Source organism: Kiloniella laminariae DSM 19542, assembly GCF_000374005.1.
Classification (GTDB): Bacteria; Pseudomonadota; Alphaproteobacteria; order Kiloniellales; family Kiloniellaceae; genus Kiloniella; species Kiloniella laminariae.
This window is the reverse complement of record NZ_KB893135.1, coordinates 1-18904: the sequence shown is the minus strand read 5'-3', so window position 1 is coordinate 18904 and position 18904 is coordinate 1. Positions and strand designations below refer to the sequence as shown.

The following is an 18904-nucleotide window of genomic DNA, read 5'->3' as shown; positions in this document are numbered from 1 at the left end:
ATGGCTACACTTGGAAATACCTTTGTCGATCTGATCGACATCTACAAACAGACCGATCCCAACGGATCAACCGCGACCATCATCGAGCTGCTGAAACAGCAGAACCCCATTCTGGATGATGCCATTGCCATGGAGTGCAACAAGGGTGGTGAACACCTGCACACTATTCGTACGGGGCTACCGTCCGTCAGCTGGGGCGCGCTCTATCAGGGCATCACCCAGTCCAAGGCGAAACAGCAGCAGGTCACCGATACCACGGGCTATCTGGAAGCGCTGGCAACCATTGACGAGCGGGTGTTGAGCCTGTCGCGCAATGAAGCGGGTGTACGGCTGAACGAAGCCATGGCCTTTATGGAATCAATGAACCAGGAAGCGGCTCGTGGCCTATTCTATCACGACACGGCAACCACCCCGGAAAAGTTCAAGGGCCTGTCTGCCCGCTTTAACGTCATCGGCGGCGGTGATGCCGGGGAACAGGTGATTGATGCTGGCGGTACAGGGTCGGACAATACCTCGATCTGGTTTGTCACCTGGGGCGATCGTCACTGTCACCTGCTTTATCCGCAGGGCACAAAAGCGGGCCTGCAGCGCGATGACATGGGCCGTCAGCGGGTGCTGGATGAAAACAGCAATCCCTATTACGTCAAGGAAGAGAAGTTCACCTGGCATCTGGGTCTGGCGGTGAAAGACTGGCGTTATGTATCGCGTGTGGCCAACATTGATGTCTCAGAAATGCAGGCGGGCAATGTGGCGCTTTATGACTTCATGCGCAAAGCTTACTACAAACTGCAGTCGCGCATGCGTCGCGGTGATGCGGCGGGTGGCCGTCAGGTGATCTATTGCAACCGCGATGTGCTCGAAGCGCTTGATGCGTTGGCAACCAATGCCGGGTCAGGTGACAATTTTGTTCGCCTGAAATCCACCGAACTGGAAGGTCAGGAAGTTCTGACATTCCGCGGCATTCCAATCCGTGAAACCGATGCGCTTCTGAATTCCGAAGCCCGCGTTCTGTCTGCCTGATAAGGAGGGATAATTTATGATCCACAGTAAACAGCTTACCTTTTCCGACCAGCAGGCGGTTACCGCAACAGCTGCGTCAACCAACATTCTTGATCTGGGGACCACAGGAACTGTCGTTGGGGCCTCTGCGGCTCTGACTTCTGATCCGGGTAATGGCACGGCTGTGCCGATCAATGTGCAGGTGACCCAGAATTTCAACAACCTGACCAACCTGAAAATTGCCATCGAAGTTGATGACAACACCGGTTTTTCCTCGGCCCGTGAAATCCTGGCCCAGACCATTCCTTTGGCGGAACTGAAAGCGGGCAAACAGACCTCGTTTCATATCCTGCCCAAGGGACTGAACGAGCGTTATATGCGTCTGCGTTATACCGTGACGGGCACCAACCCGAGCAGCGGTAAAATCTCTGCTGCCATCGTTGCCGGTGTGCAGAGCTGATGACGGCAAAAGAGGTGGCAAAACCGACGGCGGCAAAAGCAGCGGCTGTGAAAACGGCTCGTGTTCCTCTGGCTACGGCAGAAGCTCCTGAAAAATCCGGGGCAACTGCCCCTGTGAAAGTCCGGGCGATTAAGCTGGGCTATTACGGCGTGCAGTTGCGTCAGGTCGGGGATGCCTTTGACCTGCGGGATCCGGCGCATTTTTCCACCAGTTGGATGGAAAAGCTTTAGCAGCCTGAGCAGGCTGTTTGTAACCGGGAGAAGGGAACAGGTTTTCTTTCCCCGGTTTGTTTGAGAATGGCTCTGCTCCTTTGGAGTGGAGCCTTTTTCTTTCGCGTTGTTGCAATTGAAATCAGGACGGGATGAGCCATGACCAGCAAGGTTGAAATCTGCCGGGATGCCCTGCAGATCCTGGGGGACAAGTCGATTGTCTCGCTGGAGGAAAACAGCAAGGAAGCCCGCCAGTGCAAGATTGCCTATCCCCGGGCGGTCGAGACAGTCTTGCGGGAATATCCCTGGTCCTGCGCGATCAGAAGGGTGAAGCTGGCAGTCTCTGCCGAGGCCGTAGCTTTTGGCAACTGGCACCGCTATCGTCGCCCGGTCGATGATCTGCAGGCCCTGCCGATTACGACCACGGGAGAAGCAGATGGTCTGCCACTGCGCTATCAGCTTGAGGGGCGGTTTATCCTTTGCGATCTGCCTGCGCCGCTGAAATACCGCTATATCACCAGCAATCTGGACCCGGTGGAAATGTCGCCGGATCTGCGCCGGGTGATTGCGACACAGCTGGCGGTGCGCCTGGCCGAGGTGCTGACAGGATCACAATCCAAACTGCAGACAGCACTGGCGCTTTATCGCAACGATCTGCGCGATGCCAAGGCCAATGACATGATGGAAGACGGGATCACTGAAATTCTGCCGTCAGGCTGGCTGGAGGCGCGGCAATAATGACCCAGAGAACACTCCAGGCCAGCTTTGTCCGCGGCGAGATTACCCCAAGATTGCATGGTAGAGAGGATACCCAGCTTTATCAGTCCGGGCTGGCGATCTGTGAAAACTGGATCGTGCTGCCGCATGGTGGCCTGACCCGCAGGCCGGGCACGCGCTTTGTTGCCAGTGCCAAACATGCGGACAAACAATGTCGCCTGATCACCTTTGAATACTCGACCGAGGATGCCTATACTATCGAGGTCGGGGATCTTTATATGCGGTTCTATCGTGACTTCGGCCAGATCCAGAAAGACAGTGCGCCCTATGAAATCGTCACGCCCTACACCGAGGCCCAGCTGTTTGAACTGGTGGTGACCCAGACGGAAAATTCACTCTGGATTGTGCACAAGGATCACCCGCCCAAAGAACTCAAGCGCAATGATCACGACGATTGGACCCTGAGTGATATTGTCTTTACCGCCAAACCTGCGGAATGGAAGGCGGGGAATTATCCGCGTCGCTGTTCCTTTTATCAGCAGCGTTCGATCTTTGCCTCGCCGCCCGATCAGCCGCAAACCATCTGGACATCAAAAACATCCGACGAAAAAAACCTGACCCTGGGCACCAATGCGGATGACGGCTTCAAGGCGACGATCAAGGCCGGGCAGGTCAACCATATCCAGTGGATGGTCGAGGGCCGGGCGCTGATGATGGGAACATCCGGGGCGACCCGGACATTGAGCGGATCTTCGGCCAACGAGGCGCTGACCGTTACCTCGGTGATCAATCGTCGTCACACCACCGAAGGGTCCGCAGCCATTACCCCGATCCAGAAAGGCGAGGTGGCACTGTTCCTCAGTCGTAACCGCAAGCGCCTGCACGAGTTTGTTTTCTCGTTCGAGCGTGACAGTTTTATCGCACCCGACCTGACCTTTTTGTCTCAGCACATTACGGGCAAGGGCATCAAGGCCATGGATATGGAGAACGACCCAGATGCAATTATTTGGATGGTCCGGGATGACGGGCAGCTGGTCGGTGTGACCTATGAAAAATCACAGGAAGTGGTGGCGTTCCATCGGCACAAGCTGGGCGGCAAAACCGACGAGCACCCCTGGGGCGAAGCCGAAACCGTCGCCGTGACCTATGAAGCCAAGCGCGAAGTGCTGTGGCTGTCGGTCAAGCGTAAGGTCAATGGCGCGGTGGTGCGGCATATCGAATATATGGAAGCCGTTTTCAACGACGACGCCGTCAAGGATGATGCCTTTTTTGTCGACTGTGGCGGCACCTATAGCGGCGAAACCGCAGGAACCATCACTGGGTTTTCCCATCTGGTTGGCGAGACGCTGGACATTCTGCACGATGGCAAGGTATCGCCCCAGGCGATTGTGATTGCCGATGGGTCGGTGACCCTGCCGAACAACCGCAAGGGCGTGAAGATTACGGCGGGGTTGCCCTATCAATCGCTGGTCCAGCCGCTGTCGCCGATTGTCGCCACGCAAAGTGGCACCGGGCGGGGCAAGAAAAAGCGCGTGGTTTCCATGGGGGTGGATGTGATGAACACCGGAACGCTTGAAGCCGGAGAGAACCCAGACGAGACCCAGACCTATATCTTCCGCGACGGCTCGACCCCCTTTGGCCAATCACCGGATCTCTACACCGGCTATCTGGAAATCGACCCGGACAACGGTTTTAACGACAAGGCCCAGATCTATATCCGCGCCAGCCAACCACTGCCCGCGACCATCAGATCACTGATCACCGAAGTCCAGTCGGAGGGATAGACATGGGGTTTCTGGAGTATAAATTATCCGGGAATGGAAAGCTGGGAGGCAATCCTGAGCGTACACCGGAGAGGAAGCCAGCAAGAGGAGCAGGGTTGTACAACGGAAGGTATGTTACTCTCCCGCAGCCCACACCAGAGCCTGTGAATAAAGAGCAGTACTATAGATTTCTTGACTACGATCCGGATAACGGTCCAGGGGATGTGGGGAATTATCTCTCCAATGATGGTGATCCGGAAGATGCTGTCGATGAGGCGGAGGAGACAGCTAGGCGCCTGGTACCGGGGAGGGGATATGATGATGCTCAGGATGCTGTACGTCATGCATTAGGTAGTTATCTTTTGGTGAAAAAGTATGGCGTCAGAAGAGCAAAGGAAATAACAGATGGCCATGAAAGAGCATCTTTTCCATTGGGGTATATTGGATTAGACGATGATAACGACCAAAGTGAATTACAGGATCTTTATAATAATCGTGTTGGTCGGGATGCGGCAGGGAATTTAAAAAATAAAGGTCGAAATCCGGAAGATGTAATCATGGAACTCTTTCGCGAGGGGAAACTTCAATCAGTCCCTTTCGCCCTCAGGCGATAACAGAACACCAGAAATACGGGTGTAAATGTGAGTATGCTGCCGATGATCAGAAAGTGGTAAAATAAATTTTGGGCCGAATTTTTGAAATGTTCTGCGCTGGGATCGCCATAGATATGACGGATGGTTTCGATCATGTCTGGCGGATAGGCAGCAAATAAAAGCCGGAGTGTAACAATACCCCAGGTTAGTACCCAGATACACAAGGCAAGCCATAGAAACGCTCTTATGTTTCTGGAGCTTTCGATGAAAGAGCCGAGTTGCTGTTTGGAGTGGTTGATGAAGGCATCCATCACAGGTTTGTTTTGCAGGTAGAGTGGTCCGAGCAGAGTGATGGTCAGGAAGATAAAGAGAAAGATGAAAATCCCAAAAGACAAAAAAATGTCTCTGTACTGACTGTATGCCTGTAGTTCAGGCGGTCGGACGTCCCTTCCGGCACGCAAAAAATCTGCAGGTGTTAAAAACATGAAGGCAAAAATCAGGGAAAGAGTAAGCAGGATAGCGAAAGACCAGGAAACAGTCCTGTAGACCCAGGGGTGTTTTTCGTAGAACGGTGAGAGTTTTGTGAATATCGATGACATGCATATCTCATGTTTGGGGCTGATTATTCTTTTAGGTTTTCCTCTTGGGTGGCTTTATTGAGGAGGCAAACTGCAGGCTTTCTTTTTTGTTGTGAAACGAAAATATCCATACAAGACCACAGGGAAAAAAGTTATGGCGCTGCCAAGGATGACAAGCCGGAAAAACAGCGAGTTGATAAAGTCAGCATAGTGGTCAGAACCAGAGATTCCATATGTCTGGCGCATGATTTCCATCAAACTCGGCGGGTAGGCTCCTGAGAGTATTTGCAGGGTAACAATACTCCAGATCAGAACCCAGAGAGCCAGTAAGAGCAGAATGCCTTTTTTTATAACACCAGTACCTTCAAGGGGGATGAGCCATCGACGTCTTTGTTGAAGGATAAAGGTATCAACAGCCTTTTTGTGGAACAGGTAAAGCGGACCAACCAAGGCCATCAACAGAGCGATCACCAAGGTCGTAAAGAGCCCGAGTGAGAAAAAATAGATCTGGTACTGACTGAAATCCAGTAATTCTGGAGGTGTTGACCAGCTTGCCTGACGGAGCAATTTTGCAGGTGTGAAAAGCTGGAAAGCGATAATAAGGCAATAGATAAAAAACACCCCAAGTCCGTAGGAAACCCCAGTATAGATCCATGGGTGTTTCTCATGAAATTTTATAAATTGTCTAACAATCCAGTGCATTTGTGTTCTCTGGCAGGGGTATCGTCTTTGCGGGAGTTGTTGCTGGCTCTGCTTTAGAGGATATCGCTGATCGGGTTGTGCAACAATCCGGTTTATCCCTTTTTTGTTTCGTCGTTCATGGTTGCTTGTCGGGCTTGAGATCCGGGGTGTTCGATTTTTATTAGATGAATGAGCGATGAGCTGACGTGCAGAACCGGGTTTTGCGCGAATTATTCTGCTGCCTTTAATCAAGGAATTCAGCCCGAAATTTCGGGTGTTGTCACATGTATGGAGCTTTGGATGTTCGGGTTTATAAAAACGATTTTTTCAGGTTTGGGCGGGCTCGCAGGTACTGCAAAAGCTGCGGCATCCCTGCTTGGGGCGGGAGCGTCTCTCTATGGCGGCATCCAGCAAAATAAACAGGCAAAAAAGCAGGCCAGGCAGGCGCGGGAACAGGCTGCCTTTGATGCAGAGAGAAAACGCATTCAGACCAGGCGTTTATCTGGGCAGCAGCGGGCGAATTTTGCCGCGGCAGGATTGAAGATTGAAGGCAGTCCGGCCCTGTTGATCGAAGAGACCGAACAGTTGGGGTATCAGGAAGCAGACAGCATCCTTAGGTACGGCGATATGCAGGCGAAAGCCCTGAAAAAACAGGGGCGTAATGCCCTTATTGGTGGCGGGTTGAGCGCAGGCGGCGGGATACTCGGTGGTATTGCCGATAACAGGCTGCTGAAACAGACATATCCAACGTTGTTTGGACCACAACCATAACATTTTTTGCCACAAGCCCAGAACATTTTTATCCGGATTGATTGATCATGCCAAATATTCCAGACAGCCAGAACATTGTGACCGGAGATGGTCGCCAGAAGATCCCTGATACAGGGGAAGGATACATTACCGAGGGAATTCAGGCCCTTTCTGAGGCGCTTGGGCACTTTGGCGATCAGCAGGTGCAGATCGAAAAGGATCGCGCAACCAAATCTGCTGTCCAGCAGATTAAAGCCAAGAATGCCTATATTCAAAATACAGAAGCAGCAGTCGGACTTCTTGCCAGTGATCCTGATTTTGCCAATGCGGACGCCGAAACAATCACACAGAAATGGCATGAAGAGGAAGCCCTACGTCGCAACTCTGTGATCGAGGGGGTTAATTTTTATACTGAGGGTAGTCGGGAAGAGTTACTCGCTGAATTTGATGCCCAAAATGAGAGCGGGCTGAAGTTGTTGCTCAATTTGCACTCTAAAGGTGTTGGAGCCGACGCGGAAAAAACCTGGCTGAATAACGTTTATGATCAGAGTGTCTTGATATACAACAATCCGATACCGGGGACGCTTTTTTCAGCAATTTATGATTTGAAAGCCAAGAGTGAGAAGCTTGTGGCCAGCCTGGGCGCCTCGGAAATGCAGGCGGTATTGCGTGAAAGCACTTTCAATCTGGTTAAAGGAACTGTTCTTTCCCTGGTCGAGAGAAAACAGTTTGAAGCAGCGCAGTCGCTTTTACTGGGAGAATGGCTGGAGCCGGCCACAAACAAGGCAACCAGCTTTGATACAATTCTTGGGGATGAAGCCAAGCGAGACCTCGGGGACCTGATTGCGGCCAAATGGCAGGAGTCAGATACGCTTGAGGTTCAAAGCTTGTGGCAGGCTGTGGAGAGCGGAGAGGCCGGGGAGCAGGAAATTGCGGTTGCTCTGGAGCAGGAGCTGATTGATGAACAGCAATCACAGGAATTAAGGCAACGTCATGCGCAGGTTTCATTCGAACTGCAAGAGGCGCAAAAACGTGCCGATACCGTTCAATACAGTATGGAGACCGGGATTGGCCTTGATCCGTACATTCCTGAGCATCGTCAGGCAGTGGAAGAAAGATATGTCGAAATTCTGAAAGGATCTGGTGTTTCAGAGTTGCCGATGGAAGAGCAAAATCAGTTCACTGTAGATTTCATCCAGAAAGTTGGAATTGTTCCAAATGTTGTTCGGCAGAGCCTTCGAAAGGGGCGCCAAGGGAGTGTCGAAAGCCAGGTGCGTGCTGCGGATCTTTTTGCACGATCCCAGAATCTTCCGATAAATGTCATTTCCGATATTCCGCCTGTAGAAGCCGCCCGTTTGTTGGTGATCAATCAGGGTATTAAAGCAGGGAAACAAGCGGATAAAGCAATTGAGGATGCCATTGCGAAAACCGATCCGACCATTTCTGAACAATACGAAAAGCGCGATTATGCTTTCTCCAGACTTTATCCCAGCGGTGGTCCTTATGCATCTGAGGCTGCAAATGCTGCTCTTTCACTTGAAGCGTTTATTGGCGCGTCGCTGAACGACAACACACCCGCAGGAGCGGTTTTTGTTTCGGATGAGGCGAAAGAACGCCTTGCCGCCGAATTGAACAGTGTCTTCCAGCAGCAGTACGTCCTGACAGGTGATGGCAATCTGGCACAGGATTATGCGGAGAATGTTGTACGGCGGAGTTGGAGCGCGACTGAAGTAAACGGACGGCTGGAATTTATGAAAAATGCGCCCGACAGGTTTTATGGCAAAGGACGAGAGAGAAATCTGATCCGCCAGGAACTGGAAGCGGATGTGGAGAAACTGGCATTACCGGAAGGCAGCCAGGTTTCAGTTGTGGCTGACGAGCAAACCGAAGCTGAAGCCCGCAAAACCGGAAAGCCGAGCTATAAACTGGTCGTTACAGATCAGAACGGCAATGAAGTTGAGGAGGTGGCAGATCGACGCTTGCCGGACGAACCTAGCTCCAGGAGAAATGTCAGGTGGACACCGGGTGAGGGTGTGGTTGAGCAGGATGGCGAGAAGTCTCCACAAAATACACGCAATCAATATTCTTCTCCCTACCTGGCCTCTCAGGGGATGGTCACAGATTATTATAACGAAATGGGTAGGCGTAAAACGCCCGGTAAATCCTCAGGAAATAAGCCATTCGAGAGGTTGATCAGTATAAAAAATAACAATTTACTTTATGCGGACGATCGGATCAGGAATGCTTGGGGCGAACTTACCAAAAATAGTGTTGGAGATGAGTATGGCGATAAGGGTTATGTAAAATTTCAACAAGAGGTGATAAAGAGAATTCCTGAGGACGTTCTGACACATCACCCTGATAAGCACCTGATTGAATATAATGTGGATAAAATCCTTATGGATTTGGGTGAAAACGGGGTGATCCCAAGTAAGTTTAGGTCAGAAAAATATGCCCAATTTTTCTCTGAATTTGCAGGTAAAGAGGAAGAGGTTAAAGAAGCAGCCTTTGCCTTAAAATATTTCATCACAGTTCCGACTGTTGACGATATTCGTCGTTACTTGCCCGTACTACAAGAACTTAAAAAAATTCCGGTAGAGCAGCTCTCTTTTTTTGCAGATGTACTAAAGAAAAATGATCTTGGAATAACTGATGAAGGTGTTGTTGCTTTTTATAAATCTATAATTCGTTCTCGACAAAAATATGAAGAAAAAATCAACAAGATTGATCAAAAAATCAATGACCTTGATAAGCTTAGAGACACTGATGAGGTGAGATTTAATCCTAAGCATGTACTTAATAAGAAAGTAGCTGAGCTAAAAAGGCAGAAAATGGGTATTCAGGCTTATATAGTAAGCCGCAAATTTTATGATGTGTTGAGCAAGAATAATGAGGTTAAAGATAACATTAAGAAAGCAAATTCTAACAGTGAGTTAGCTCGTAGTGGGGTAACAGGACAAATTAAAGTATCTGTTCATCAGGGATTGATGGCTAACAGAAAAAAGAGGTTGGGATTTTACTTGATGACGAATCAAGGAAATCCTGATGATATTATCAGGGAAATAGAACTGATTGATAATCATGAAATTAAGGGCATTGGCTTGGAAAACGGCCTAGGGCGTTATGTTTTGCCAAGTATCAATACATTTGCAGAAGGAATTGAGCCTTATGCAAAAAGTGCTGTAGTTGGTGCGGTAACTGGAGCGGCTGCGGTAAGCTTGGCGACGGCGATAGGCGTTGCAGGCCCTCAAGCGCTCTTTCCAGAAGAAGTTGCTACTGTACCTGGGACATTTATGATCGCTTTTAGTCTTGGGTTTAAACTCAACATGGCTAATGAAACATATCAGTTGGAAAGTGGGGCACTGTATCTGGAATTAAGGGATATTGCATTAAAATCAGGCGTACCATTTAATGAGGAAACCGCCAGGTATTTATCCATGGGGATAGGTCTAACTACAGCAGCCTTGGGGTTGGCAGTTGGTCAAGGATCTGATGTAGTAAATAAGAGAATAGAAAGAGCCATGAAAGATGCTTTGAAAGATAGATTATTTGTAAAATCTATGATTCAACTTGGGGCAAAAGAGATAATAGGTACTGCGGGTGCCGAGACTAGAGGTTTTATTGGTGGTTATTCTAAAGATGTTGCTAAAAAAGGCTATGTTCAGTCAACCTCTAGCAGTAATGATAATATCGTATTGGATGAATCTGAAAGTGACGATTACAAAATAGGGAAATCTATTGAAAAGCATTTAGGTAAAAGAGTTCTTGCTGATATTTTTAAAATGTAACGCGGAGAACACGGTATGTAAAGAGATGGTAATTGGTTGACAGCGGCTGTGTCTTCTGTGGGGTTCCAGGTGTGAACGTCACTTGATTTGCTTTTGATCTGATGAATTGTTGCCTGTCTTCTCACTCTTTATAATCGGTTCTGGATAAACAGGTCTTCACCTCTGCTTTGGCGGAGGTTTTTTTATGGGAATTTCTGACATGACAATTTCTGCGACGCCGCGCCGGGCCTCCTATAGCGGGGACGGGGCCACGGTGACCTTTGCCGTGCCATTCAAGTTTCTCACTGACAGTCACCTGAAGGTCGTGGTAACGGCGGCGGACGGAAGCGAGCTTGCCGTTGCACCAGCGCTGGTAACCGGTGCAGGCGAGGCCAGTGGTGGATCTGTCAGTCTGGCTGTAGCCCCTGCTGCAGGAGAGACGGTGACCATTCTGGGCAATACACCGCTGGAGCAGCAGACCGATCTGGCGATCAGTGATGGTATGCCTGCGGATGTGATCGAAACAGCCGTAGATCTTTTGACCATTCAAAACCAGGAACAGGCCGACCAGATTGGTCTGGCGATCAAGCTGCCGGTTTCCTATAGCGGGGATGCTCTGCAGTTCCCCGCGCCGGTGGCGAATGAGGTTCCCTATTACGACACGAGCGGCAAACTGGTGACCTCGACCGTTGGTTTTGGCAACCTGATGGGGACGGTACAGGACCTGATTACTTTGGCGGGGGAGACGGGGCAGGCGCACAGCCATCCCTTTTCCGTGCTGACCGGCACAGAAAAGGTGGTGGTGAGCGACCAGAGTAAAACACTGGATGTTGGCTATCCGACCAGTGAAAACGACTATGGCACCCTGACAGCGGGGCAGAGCCTGACCATTGATCTGACCAAACAGCGCATAACCAGGGCGATCAATAATGGCGCTTTTATCCTGGCGGCAGATCCGGTCAACAGTGGCGAGCAGGTGATTTATCTGACCAATGGCGCAGGGGCAGGGGCGGTGACGTTGTCGGGTCTGACCCTAGCGCCGGGATCGGGGGCCTTTGATGCGGCGTCAGGAAATGTGTACCGCTGTTTTGTTGAACAGTCTGCTGCAGGGAACTTTATCTGGATCGAGGCAATGCAATGAGTTTTGGAGCTGTCAAAACGCTGGGCAAGAAAAAGTATACGCCCGATCTAGAGGCTTCGCTTGCTCTGTCTGCGGGGAAGAAGTTGACGGTTACGCCGACGGTTACAGGAAATCGCCGACAGTTCACCGTGATGATGAATGTGCGGCGTCATAAATTCGGTGTCCTGAACAACATATTGAGCGCAGGATCTTCATGGTATCTCTCGTTTACGGCGGCGGATCGGTTATCATTGTATACCTCCGCTGCGAATGGCGGGGACTTTGGACCTAAGAGACTTTTTAGGGACACTGAATGGTTCTTTCTGGGAGTTGCCTACGACACGGTATCAAGAACCGTTAAGATGGTTATAAACGATCAAGAGGTCGATGAGTGGCAGACAAGCACCCTTCCTAATTCAAATTATCAATCAAACATGAACCTTGCCGGGGCTGTTATGGGACTGGGGGCATTTAACGGAGCCTCTGGGGATGCTGAAGTAAGCATCTCAGACTTCGTGATTCTTGATGGAGAAGTCCTGACCCCAGCTGAGATGATCGCCTATCGTACCCGGCATATTCCATTTGGGGACAACAGTGTCGTCACAACGAAGAAGTTTGATACGGCGGGGACAGCAGAGCGGTTTTATACCTTGACCAGTAATGTTGCTGGTGTGGCGGATGTCATAATTAATGATGAAGGCAAATTTATCAAAAGAACCACGGCTGGATGGGCAAGTATAGGTACAGAAATGCTCCCTCAAACTGGTTTATTTCAAGCGGAATACGAGCTGCTGGATACAGGTAATTTACAGGTCTTTGTGGGATCTGACGATGATTCATCTATTACAGGCGCTTGGTCCAATTATAGCTCGCCTACGGGTATGTATGCTGGGGGTAATGCTTTCGTCGAAAACAACAATGGTGTCGAGAGTGGTTTGTTACAAAGTCCAGCACCTGCAATCGGACAAGTTCTTTCGATACAAGTAAACTTAACTGCTCGTAAATTCTATTACTCAATCGATGGTGTACCTCAGACAGGAGATCCGGCATCCGGGACGGGGGGGGTAGCTATACAGTCTGGTGATGTTCGACTTTATAGTAATATGCATAGTCTGGAAGGTGCCAAGGTCAACTTTGGTCAGAAAGACTACGCCTACCCTGTTGCCGGATATGGTCCGCTCAAGGAACCAGCCAAGTCTGATCTGAAACGATTGAACATGGCTCCGCATTATGGGGATGTCATCTGTGATAATGTGAATGACCGTTGCAATCAGGGCGCTGCAGCATGGTACTCAGCCGTCTCAAACTTTGTGATGCCGAGCGGGAAATATTATGCCGAGTTCAAATGTGTGAACAGCGGCCAAAGTACCATTGTCGGTGTGGCGTCACACAATGCTGCGGCCAACATGACCTTCCCCGGAAACCAGCCCAACTCTGGCGGGATGTACGGATATTCAGGGGGGTGGACGGATTATGAATATCGGACGGGCGGTTCCCAGACTTCGAAAGGCATCCCCGGATCTGTGGCCTCTGGAAGCATTTCCAATACCCAGACCTTGCAGGTTGCGGTTGATGTTGACACCGGGAAGATCTGGTACGGCGTGAATGGCAACTGGACAGGTGATCCTTCGGCTGGAACGGGGGCGCTTCATACAATCGTTCCGGGGAACCTCAAGTTTGCTATCGGCCTACACAACCATACGGGGCTGTACTGGAACTTCGGGGACAGTCCCTTTACCCATACACCTCCTGCCGGATTTGTGGGTCCTGCATCTGTGGATTTCGATACGTTGCGTCCGAATGGTCCGAACAAAGCGGTACATGGTGCAAGTACAACTCATGTATTTTCTAACAACGGTCTGACAGTCGTTGGCCCAAATAATCTGTACGATGCGTCTTATTCTAAATACCACATGGTACGTGGAAAATATTATGCGGAAGCAGTTTTAGATGATGCGGAACAGACTATGGTGGGTATTGGAGGCCCGGCATCAAGAGCCGTCACAACGAACTCATATGGACAAGCTGATAGTAATCTTATTTATAGCCGCACATCAGCGGGTTTTTACAACTATGTTGGGGGGGCGTCTCAAGGGAGCCCATTATTCCCACAGTATGCGGTGAACGGTGATCGTGTCGGTATAGCGGTAGATCTGGACAGCTCTAAAATATGGTACGCTATAAACGGAACATGGGACGGTGATCCTGTAGCCGGGACCGGGGGGTATAGTATTACTCCAAACACTCGATATGCGTTTCAATTTAACGGCTTTTCAAGTCAAATCACTTGGGATTTTTTAGCTACGCCACCAATAGGTTTCCAAAACCTCAATGGCCAAACAGCTTACCAACCCGATCTTGAGTATGGCCCCAACGGCTGTCAGCTTCTGTTCGAGAATGCGGCGAACCTTGGTGAGGTTACAGCAGGGAACAAGATCAACTGGACCCTGACAGGGATTGCTTCAGGAGATCAGGTCGCGGATGTACCGGGTGATTCCTTTGCGGTTCATAACCCGTTAAGTGCCAGCAATACATCCATAACGATCACCGAAGCAGGGACAAGGGTTAATTTCAATAGCGCCTATCCCGGCACCGCCATGGGATCTTTGGGGATGACTTCCGGAAAGTGGTACTGGGAAGTCAAATTCTCGGGAGGATCGTCCGCGAACGGTCATGCCTGTGGGATTGCTACAGAAGCTTGGTCAAATAAAAATGTTGATCCTGCAGGGAACACGACGCCTTACAGCCATTTAATAGATAGTCGTGGGCAGTACGTGGATAACGGTACGTCAACAGGTAACTCAAACACATTCACCCCGACCGTCACCATCGGGATAAAGCTCGACTGTGACGCTAACACAATCTCGTATTACAAAGATAATGTTCTTATCGGGACGCGGTCTATTGAGGCTGGTCAAACGTGGTATCCGCTGCACAAAAACAGCACGTCTGCTACTTCGCTTAGCCAGATTGTCAACTTCGGACAGAAACCCTTTACTTACACGCCTCCGACCGGCTTTAAAGCGCTCCGAGCATCCACCCTACCGACACCTAAATATCATGGGCGGGACTGGTTTAATGTCCTTCTGCATGTGGGGACAAGTGCCGTTAAAGGGTTGTCTGGGGCAGGTTTTACGCCTGATTTGTACTGGGGTAAGGCCCGTTCGTCGGCCTTTAATCACAGGCTACTCGATCGCGTAAGAGGGGCTAGTCTCGTCCTTTCCTCCTCGGCAACAGCGGCGGAGAGTAACCAAACAGACAGTCTTATCTCTTTTGATGCGGATGGTGTGACGCTTGGCGCTGATCCAAACTCTGGGGTCAATCAAAACGGCGTATCTTACGTTAATTGGCTGTTCCGGGCTGGTGGGGCTCCTGTTGCCAACAACGACGGTACAATCCCGTGTATGGTTTCGGTCGCTGAGGCCGGGCATTTCTCGATTGTGTCGCATGTTGGAACTGGTTCTGCTGGTACAATTGGACATGGATTGCCCGGAAAAGCCGAGTGTATTATCTCGAAAAATCGGGACGGTGGGTACGATTGGGGAAGTGCCTTTGATGTCGATGGTGTCAAATATGACCCGTTGTACTTAAATTTGACGATGGGTGAAGGGACAACCGAGCGCTTCGGGGGTTTCTCGGTGGATACGGTAGGGTTAGCTAATCAACTTCAGGTGAACCGACTAAATGACAACTATATACACTATCTTTTCCGCTCAGTTCCGGGCCTGTGCAAAGTCGGGGGCTACACCGGGAACGGCTCTGTTGATGGTCCATTTGTTCACTGCGGATTTAAGCCAAGGTGGATCTTGTATAAAGTAGCCACGTCTACAGCCTCATGGGCGCTGATTGATACTGCCCGCCAGCCAATTAATAACGGCAGTACGGTACAGGCATTGTTTGCGGATTTGTCAAATGCCGAAACCGCAAATACGAACGCGGTTGATCTACTTTCAAACGGCTTCAAGCCACGGGCAACACATGTTGGCATTAATGCCTCTGGTCAAAAGTACATCTACCTCGCACTAGCTGAAGAAGCAGGCGGCGGGGATCTGCCGTGGCCTCTGGCGCGATAAAAGGAATTTCAAACATGTATATCATTGAAAAAGACGGTGCGGCTGTAATGGGACCTTCAGCATGGGTGCCGCGTTTGGCGGTGGCTTGTGGGCTGGCGGGAAACCTCTCGGCTCCCAAAACAATTCCGTTGGATCTGGGCGGAGGTAAAACCCTGCGTTCAGTGCGCTTTACCGCCACAACGGTGGGCAAGTACCAGATGCTGGTTGAGGATGCCGGGGCGCTTGTAGATGGGGAATGGGTGATCACCCGTTCGGCGATGGATATTCCGCTGGAGCAGGCAAAGCAGCTGGCGCTGGCTGAGATCAAGCAGAAACGCGATGCCATTGCTGATGACGGGAACTTTCTCTGGCCCCTGGACGATGTGACCTACCGTTTGCAGGGGAAAGCGTCATCCCTTACCCAGATGGAGCGGTCGCGGGATCTGCTGCGGGAAATGATTGCCCGTGGTGCGCCCGCAGAACAGGCATTACAGCCGTGGCGTACGGCGGACAACGGCTGGACAGCGCCGCTGACCCCGGATCAGATCAACGATATGGCCTTTACCAAGGGGCAGCAGAGCCTGGCAGCCTGGCAGCACTTCGCGGAGCTGGAAGCAAGGATCGTTGCCGAAACGACGGACAGTCTTGCCAAGCTTGCCGTGCTTAATCTAGCCGCGGGTTGGCCGGAAGCGGGTGAGGACTGACCCGGTGATCAATGAAGTCTTTAAACAGATCCCGCTGGTGGACAAGGTTGCAGCGCTCCCCGTGCTGACGGTTCCAATCTGGTTGCAGTATCTCAACGGCGCTGTGGCTCTAACTGTCGGCCTTGGTACTATTCTGATTGTGGTTTTCAGAGTGCTTTCTGCCTACCAGGATTGGGTGAACAAAAAAGCTGGCCCTCAACAGGGCGAGTAATAATGGCTCAATTTGTCTGTCAGGCGATATTTTAACCTTTATAACAAACCGAGTTAAGTTGAGGAATGTTTTATGGCTACCCTATTGCATGGCATATCTTCCCCGTCAGTAAAGGAAATTGTGGCACCTGACTGGTCCCTATATCCAAACTTCACCGTCAAAGAATTCACCTGCCGCTGCGGCTGCAACCGGTCCGATATGGACACGGAGTTCATGCATAAATTGCAACAGCTGCGTCTTGCGGTCGGGCCGCTGAAAATCACCAGTGGTTTTCGCTGTGCCAGTCATCCGGAAGAACGCAAGAAAAAGGCTCCCGGCGCCCATTCTGCTGGGCTGGCGGCGGATGTGGTGCCGCTGTCCTGCGGCAGATATGAGTTTTTGAAAACCGCGCTCGACCTGGATTTTGTCGGTATTGGTGTGGCGAAGTCTTTTATTCATCTGGACACGGGGCATCCCACTGCGGGGCGTCCGGCTTTATGGAGTTACTAAACCCATGAAACATATCCTGCTGACAGTCGCCTTTCTGGCGGCTTTTTTTGTGCCCGGTTTTCTCACCGGGATTATGGGACCTGCCCAGGCTCAGACGGCTGGACGCTGCCTGACGCAAGAGGCCATGACAGCCCGGCTTGCTGCCGATTATCACGAGCAGCTTGCCTATAGCTCAATCTCGACCCGTGGGCATGTGGTGTCGGTTTTCCTCTCACCCGGGGGTGAAACCTACAGCGTGATTTTTACAAAGGTGAACCCCGATGGTGTCCGGGTCAGCTGCCTTGTCTTTGCCGGTGAGAACTGGCGCGAACTCCCCCAACAAAAGGAACACGACAATGAAGTTTAAAGTTCTCCTGATCGGGCTGGCCCTGATCACTGCCGGCTGCACCACGCCAGCCGGAAACAAACTCACACCAGAGCAGCAGCTACAACTGACCTGTGACGGGATTTCCTCCACAGTCAAGGTGTTGGCCGGGTATCGCGCCGCCGGGCAACTGTCCGAAAGCTCGATCAAGCTGGTCGATGAGCTGCGGCCTTCTACCGTTGCGCTCTGTGACGGCTCGGTCACGGATTACACGGCTGCACTGGTTACCCTGTCCGATGCCGCTTTTACCCTGCTGACCATTCGTAAGGAGGCCGCACTATGAACCCCGCAACAATCGCAACCGTAAACGCGCTGGTGGAAATCGGCCTGTTTGCGTTCAAATCGATCCGTGCCGTGCAGAACGGTGATAAAACGCCAGAGGAAATCCGCGCTGAATGGGCCGTTATTTCGGCACGGCTTGACGATGCCTGGGCGGCTTGGGATGCGGCGGGGGATAAAGCAGGGGAACAGAAGTGAGCAAGGTTTTCACCTTCAATCCTGTAATCAACCCGGTCAAGATCCGGCAATCCCGCCCGCCCGGTGGCGTGTTGGTCTGGATTGCGCCGGGTGATCCGGATAACCCCTTTACCGCGGCCTGTGATCACAAGATCACGGGTCCTGTGGGCATGGATATCGTGATGCAGGCGGGCTTTAACTATGACGGTGCTTCGGTGCCGCGTCCGCTCTGGTGGTTTATCCCCCGTGCCGATGCCCGATTTTTTCGTGCGGCTTCCCTGCATGATCTGCTCTACGCCACAAGGGAGGGCTCCCGCGCTGTGGCGGACGCGATCCTGAAGGCTGTGGCAGAACAGGACCGCATGCCCTGTCTCAAACGCTGGGCGGCTTATCTGGCTGTGCGGTTCGGGGGGAGAGGGGCGTGGGAGGATGATGATTGAAGAGGGCGGATCTTGTATTGCTTTTCGCCGATCTGGGCGTGCGGCAGACAGCGGGGTTGCAGATGGTCACTATCCGAGGATTGAAGGAATTGAGGAGGAGTTTAAAAACCTGGTCCGGGTTGAGTCTCCGCTGATCTGGGGGGAGGTGGTTGCCCTGAGCTTTGATCCCGCGGTCCGTATTTCTGACTGGAATTCTCTGCGCAACTATTCGGTCGGTTACCCGGCGGACTGGATGATCTTTTCCAGCCGGACCGGGGACTATGGCCACCCTGCGCCGGTAGAGTTGGAAAGCAATATCCTGAGAATGCTCAAGGCCGGGCGGTTTCAGGTAGCTCTGGTTTGGAAAGAGCTTTTCCGCATATCTTCCGAACAGGAACAAAGCGGATATTCAGGCCTGACAGTGACACCGCTGGAACAGCGGAATGCCTATCTCTATCTGCATAAAAAACACAGCGCTCTGGCCCCTCTTTTGGCAACAGCGCTGGATGACATGCACAGGGATGGCAGCTTCGAGGTCATTTGCCCCTTTTGCAAAGGCCCCAATCAGGACA

General features: G+C 51.3%; 20 protein-coding genes. 18 read left to right on the top strand and 2 right to left on the bottom strand.

Annotated elements, in window-relative coordinates:
- From B152_RS0104695 to B152_RS0104670, 6 genes are all read left to right on the top strand, one after another.
- Entirely contained in the window at positions 1-1020 is a 1020-nt protein-coding gene (locus B152_RS0104695) for a major capsid protein (protein WP_020591234.1), read from the top strand.
- Positions 1021-1036: 16 nt separating this feature from the next.
- Positions 1037-1459 (top strand): Bbp16 family capsid cement protein, encoded by a 423-nt coding sequence (locus B152_RS0104690; RefSeq protein WP_020591233.1) that lies wholly within the window; start codon positions 1037-1039, stop codon positions 1457-1459.
- Entirely contained in the window at positions 1459-1689 is a 231-nt protein-coding gene (locus B152_RS0104685; protein ID WP_020591232.1) for a hypothetical protein, read from the top strand. The genes B152_RS0104690 and B152_RS0104685 overlap by 1 nt, the downstream gene beginning before the upstream one ends.
- Positions 1690-1827: 138 nt before the next feature.
- Positions 1828-2406 carry a phage connector family protein gene (locus tag B152_RS24960; protein ID WP_020591231.1) on the top strand — a complete coding sequence of 193 codons (579 nt, stop codon included), beginning with the start codon at positions 1828-1830 and terminating at the stop codon, positions 2404-2406.
- A complete protein-coding gene (locus B152_RS0104675; RefSeq protein WP_020591230.1) occupies positions 2406-4169 on the top strand; it encodes a phage tail protein in 1764 nt (587 codons plus the stop codon). The genes B152_RS24960 and B152_RS0104675 overlap by 1 nt, the downstream gene beginning before the upstream one ends.
- Before the next feature lie 2 nt (positions 4170-4171).
- Positions 4172-4762 (top strand): DUF6973 domain-containing protein, encoded by a 591-nt coding sequence (locus tag B152_RS0104670; RefSeq protein WP_020591229.1) that lies wholly within the window; start codon positions 4172-4174, stop codon positions 4760-4762.
- Here B152_RS0104670 and B152_RS0104665 read toward each other — a convergent pair.
- Together B152_RS0104665 and B152_RS0104660 are read right to left on the bottom strand one after the other, a co-directional pair.
- Positions 4732-5136 carry a hypothetical protein gene (locus tag B152_RS0104665; protein ID WP_157230826.1) on the bottom strand — a complete coding sequence of 135 codons (405 nt, stop codon included), beginning with the start codon at positions 5134-5136 and terminating at the stop codon, positions 4732-4734. The genes B152_RS0104670 and B152_RS0104665 overlap by 31 nt on opposite strands.
- Before the next feature lie 258 nt (positions 5137-5394).
- Entirely contained in the window at positions 5395-6021 is a 627-nt protein-coding gene (locus B152_RS0104660) for a hypothetical protein (RefSeq protein WP_020591227.1), read from the bottom strand.
- A 279-nt stretch (positions 6022-6300) separates the two neighbouring features.
- On the opposite strand from B152_RS0104660, the gene B152_RS0104655 reads away from it, so the two are divergent.
- The 12 genes from B152_RS0104655 to B152_RS0104595 all read left to right on the top strand — a co-directional run.
- On the top strand, positions 6301-6771 hold the full coding sequence (locus tag B152_RS0104655; RefSeq protein WP_157230824.1) for a hypothetical protein: 471 nt from the start codon (positions 6301-6303) through the stop codon (positions 6769-6771).
- 47 nt (positions 6772-6818) lie between these two features.
- On the top strand, positions 6819-10538 hold the full coding sequence (locus tag B152_RS0104650; protein ID WP_020591225.1) for a hypothetical protein: 3720 nt from the start codon (positions 6819-6821) through the stop codon (positions 10536-10538).
- A gap of 199 nt (positions 10539-10737) precedes the next feature.
- Complete coding sequence (locus tag B152_RS0104645) at positions 10738-11658, top strand: hypothetical protein (protein ID WP_157230822.1); 921 nt, start codon at positions 10738-10740, stop codon at positions 11656-11658.
- The gene (locus tag B152_RS0104640; protein ID WP_020591223.1) at positions 11655-15710 is read left to right on the top strand and encodes a DUF7483 domain-containing protein; all 4056 of its coding nucleotides are present in this window, start codon (positions 11655-11657) and stop codon (positions 15708-15710) included. Before B152_RS0104645 ends, B152_RS0104640 begins: the two co-directional genes overlap by 4 nt.
- A 14-nt stretch (positions 15711-15724) precedes the next feature.
- Entirely contained in the window at positions 15725-16393 is a 669-nt protein-coding gene (locus B152_RS0104635; RefSeq protein WP_020591222.1) for a DUF4376 domain-containing protein, read from the top strand.
- 4 nt (positions 16394-16397) lie between these two features.
- Positions 16398-16604 carry a hypothetical protein gene (locus B152_RS0104630; protein WP_157230820.1) on the top strand — a complete coding sequence of 69 codons (207 nt, stop codon included), beginning with the start codon at positions 16398-16400 and terminating at the stop codon, positions 16602-16604.
- Positions 16605-16676: 72 nt separating this feature from the next.
- A complete protein-coding gene (locus B152_RS0104620) occupies positions 16677-17093 on the top strand; it encodes a D-Ala-D-Ala carboxypeptidase family metallohydrolase (protein WP_020591220.1) in 417 nt (138 codons plus the stop codon).
- A 4-nt stretch (positions 17094-17097) separates the two neighbouring features.
- Entirely contained in the window at positions 17098-17439 is a 342-nt protein-coding gene (locus B152_RS0104615) for a hypothetical protein (protein WP_020591219.1), read from the top strand.
- A complete protein-coding gene (locus B152_RS0104610; protein ID WP_020591218.1) occupies positions 17429-17740 on the top strand; it encodes a hypothetical protein in 312 nt (103 codons plus the stop codon). Before B152_RS0104615 ends, B152_RS0104610 begins: the two co-directional genes overlap by 11 nt.
- Entirely contained in the window at positions 17737-17934 is a 198-nt protein-coding gene (locus B152_RS0104605; protein WP_020591217.1) for a hypothetical protein, read from the top strand. The genes B152_RS0104610 and B152_RS0104605 overlap by 4 nt, the downstream gene beginning before the upstream one ends.
- A complete protein-coding gene (locus B152_RS26200; RefSeq protein WP_020591216.1) occupies positions 17931-18353 on the top strand; it encodes a DUF1353 domain-containing protein in 423 nt (140 codons plus the stop codon). Before B152_RS0104605 ends, B152_RS26200 begins: the two co-directional genes overlap by 4 nt.
- Positions 18343-18904: hypothetical protein (locus tag B152_RS0104595; RefSeq protein ID WP_020591215.1), on the top strand; the 562-nt coding region annotated here is incomplete at its 3' end. The genes B152_RS26200 and B152_RS0104595, both read left to right, overlap by 11 nt.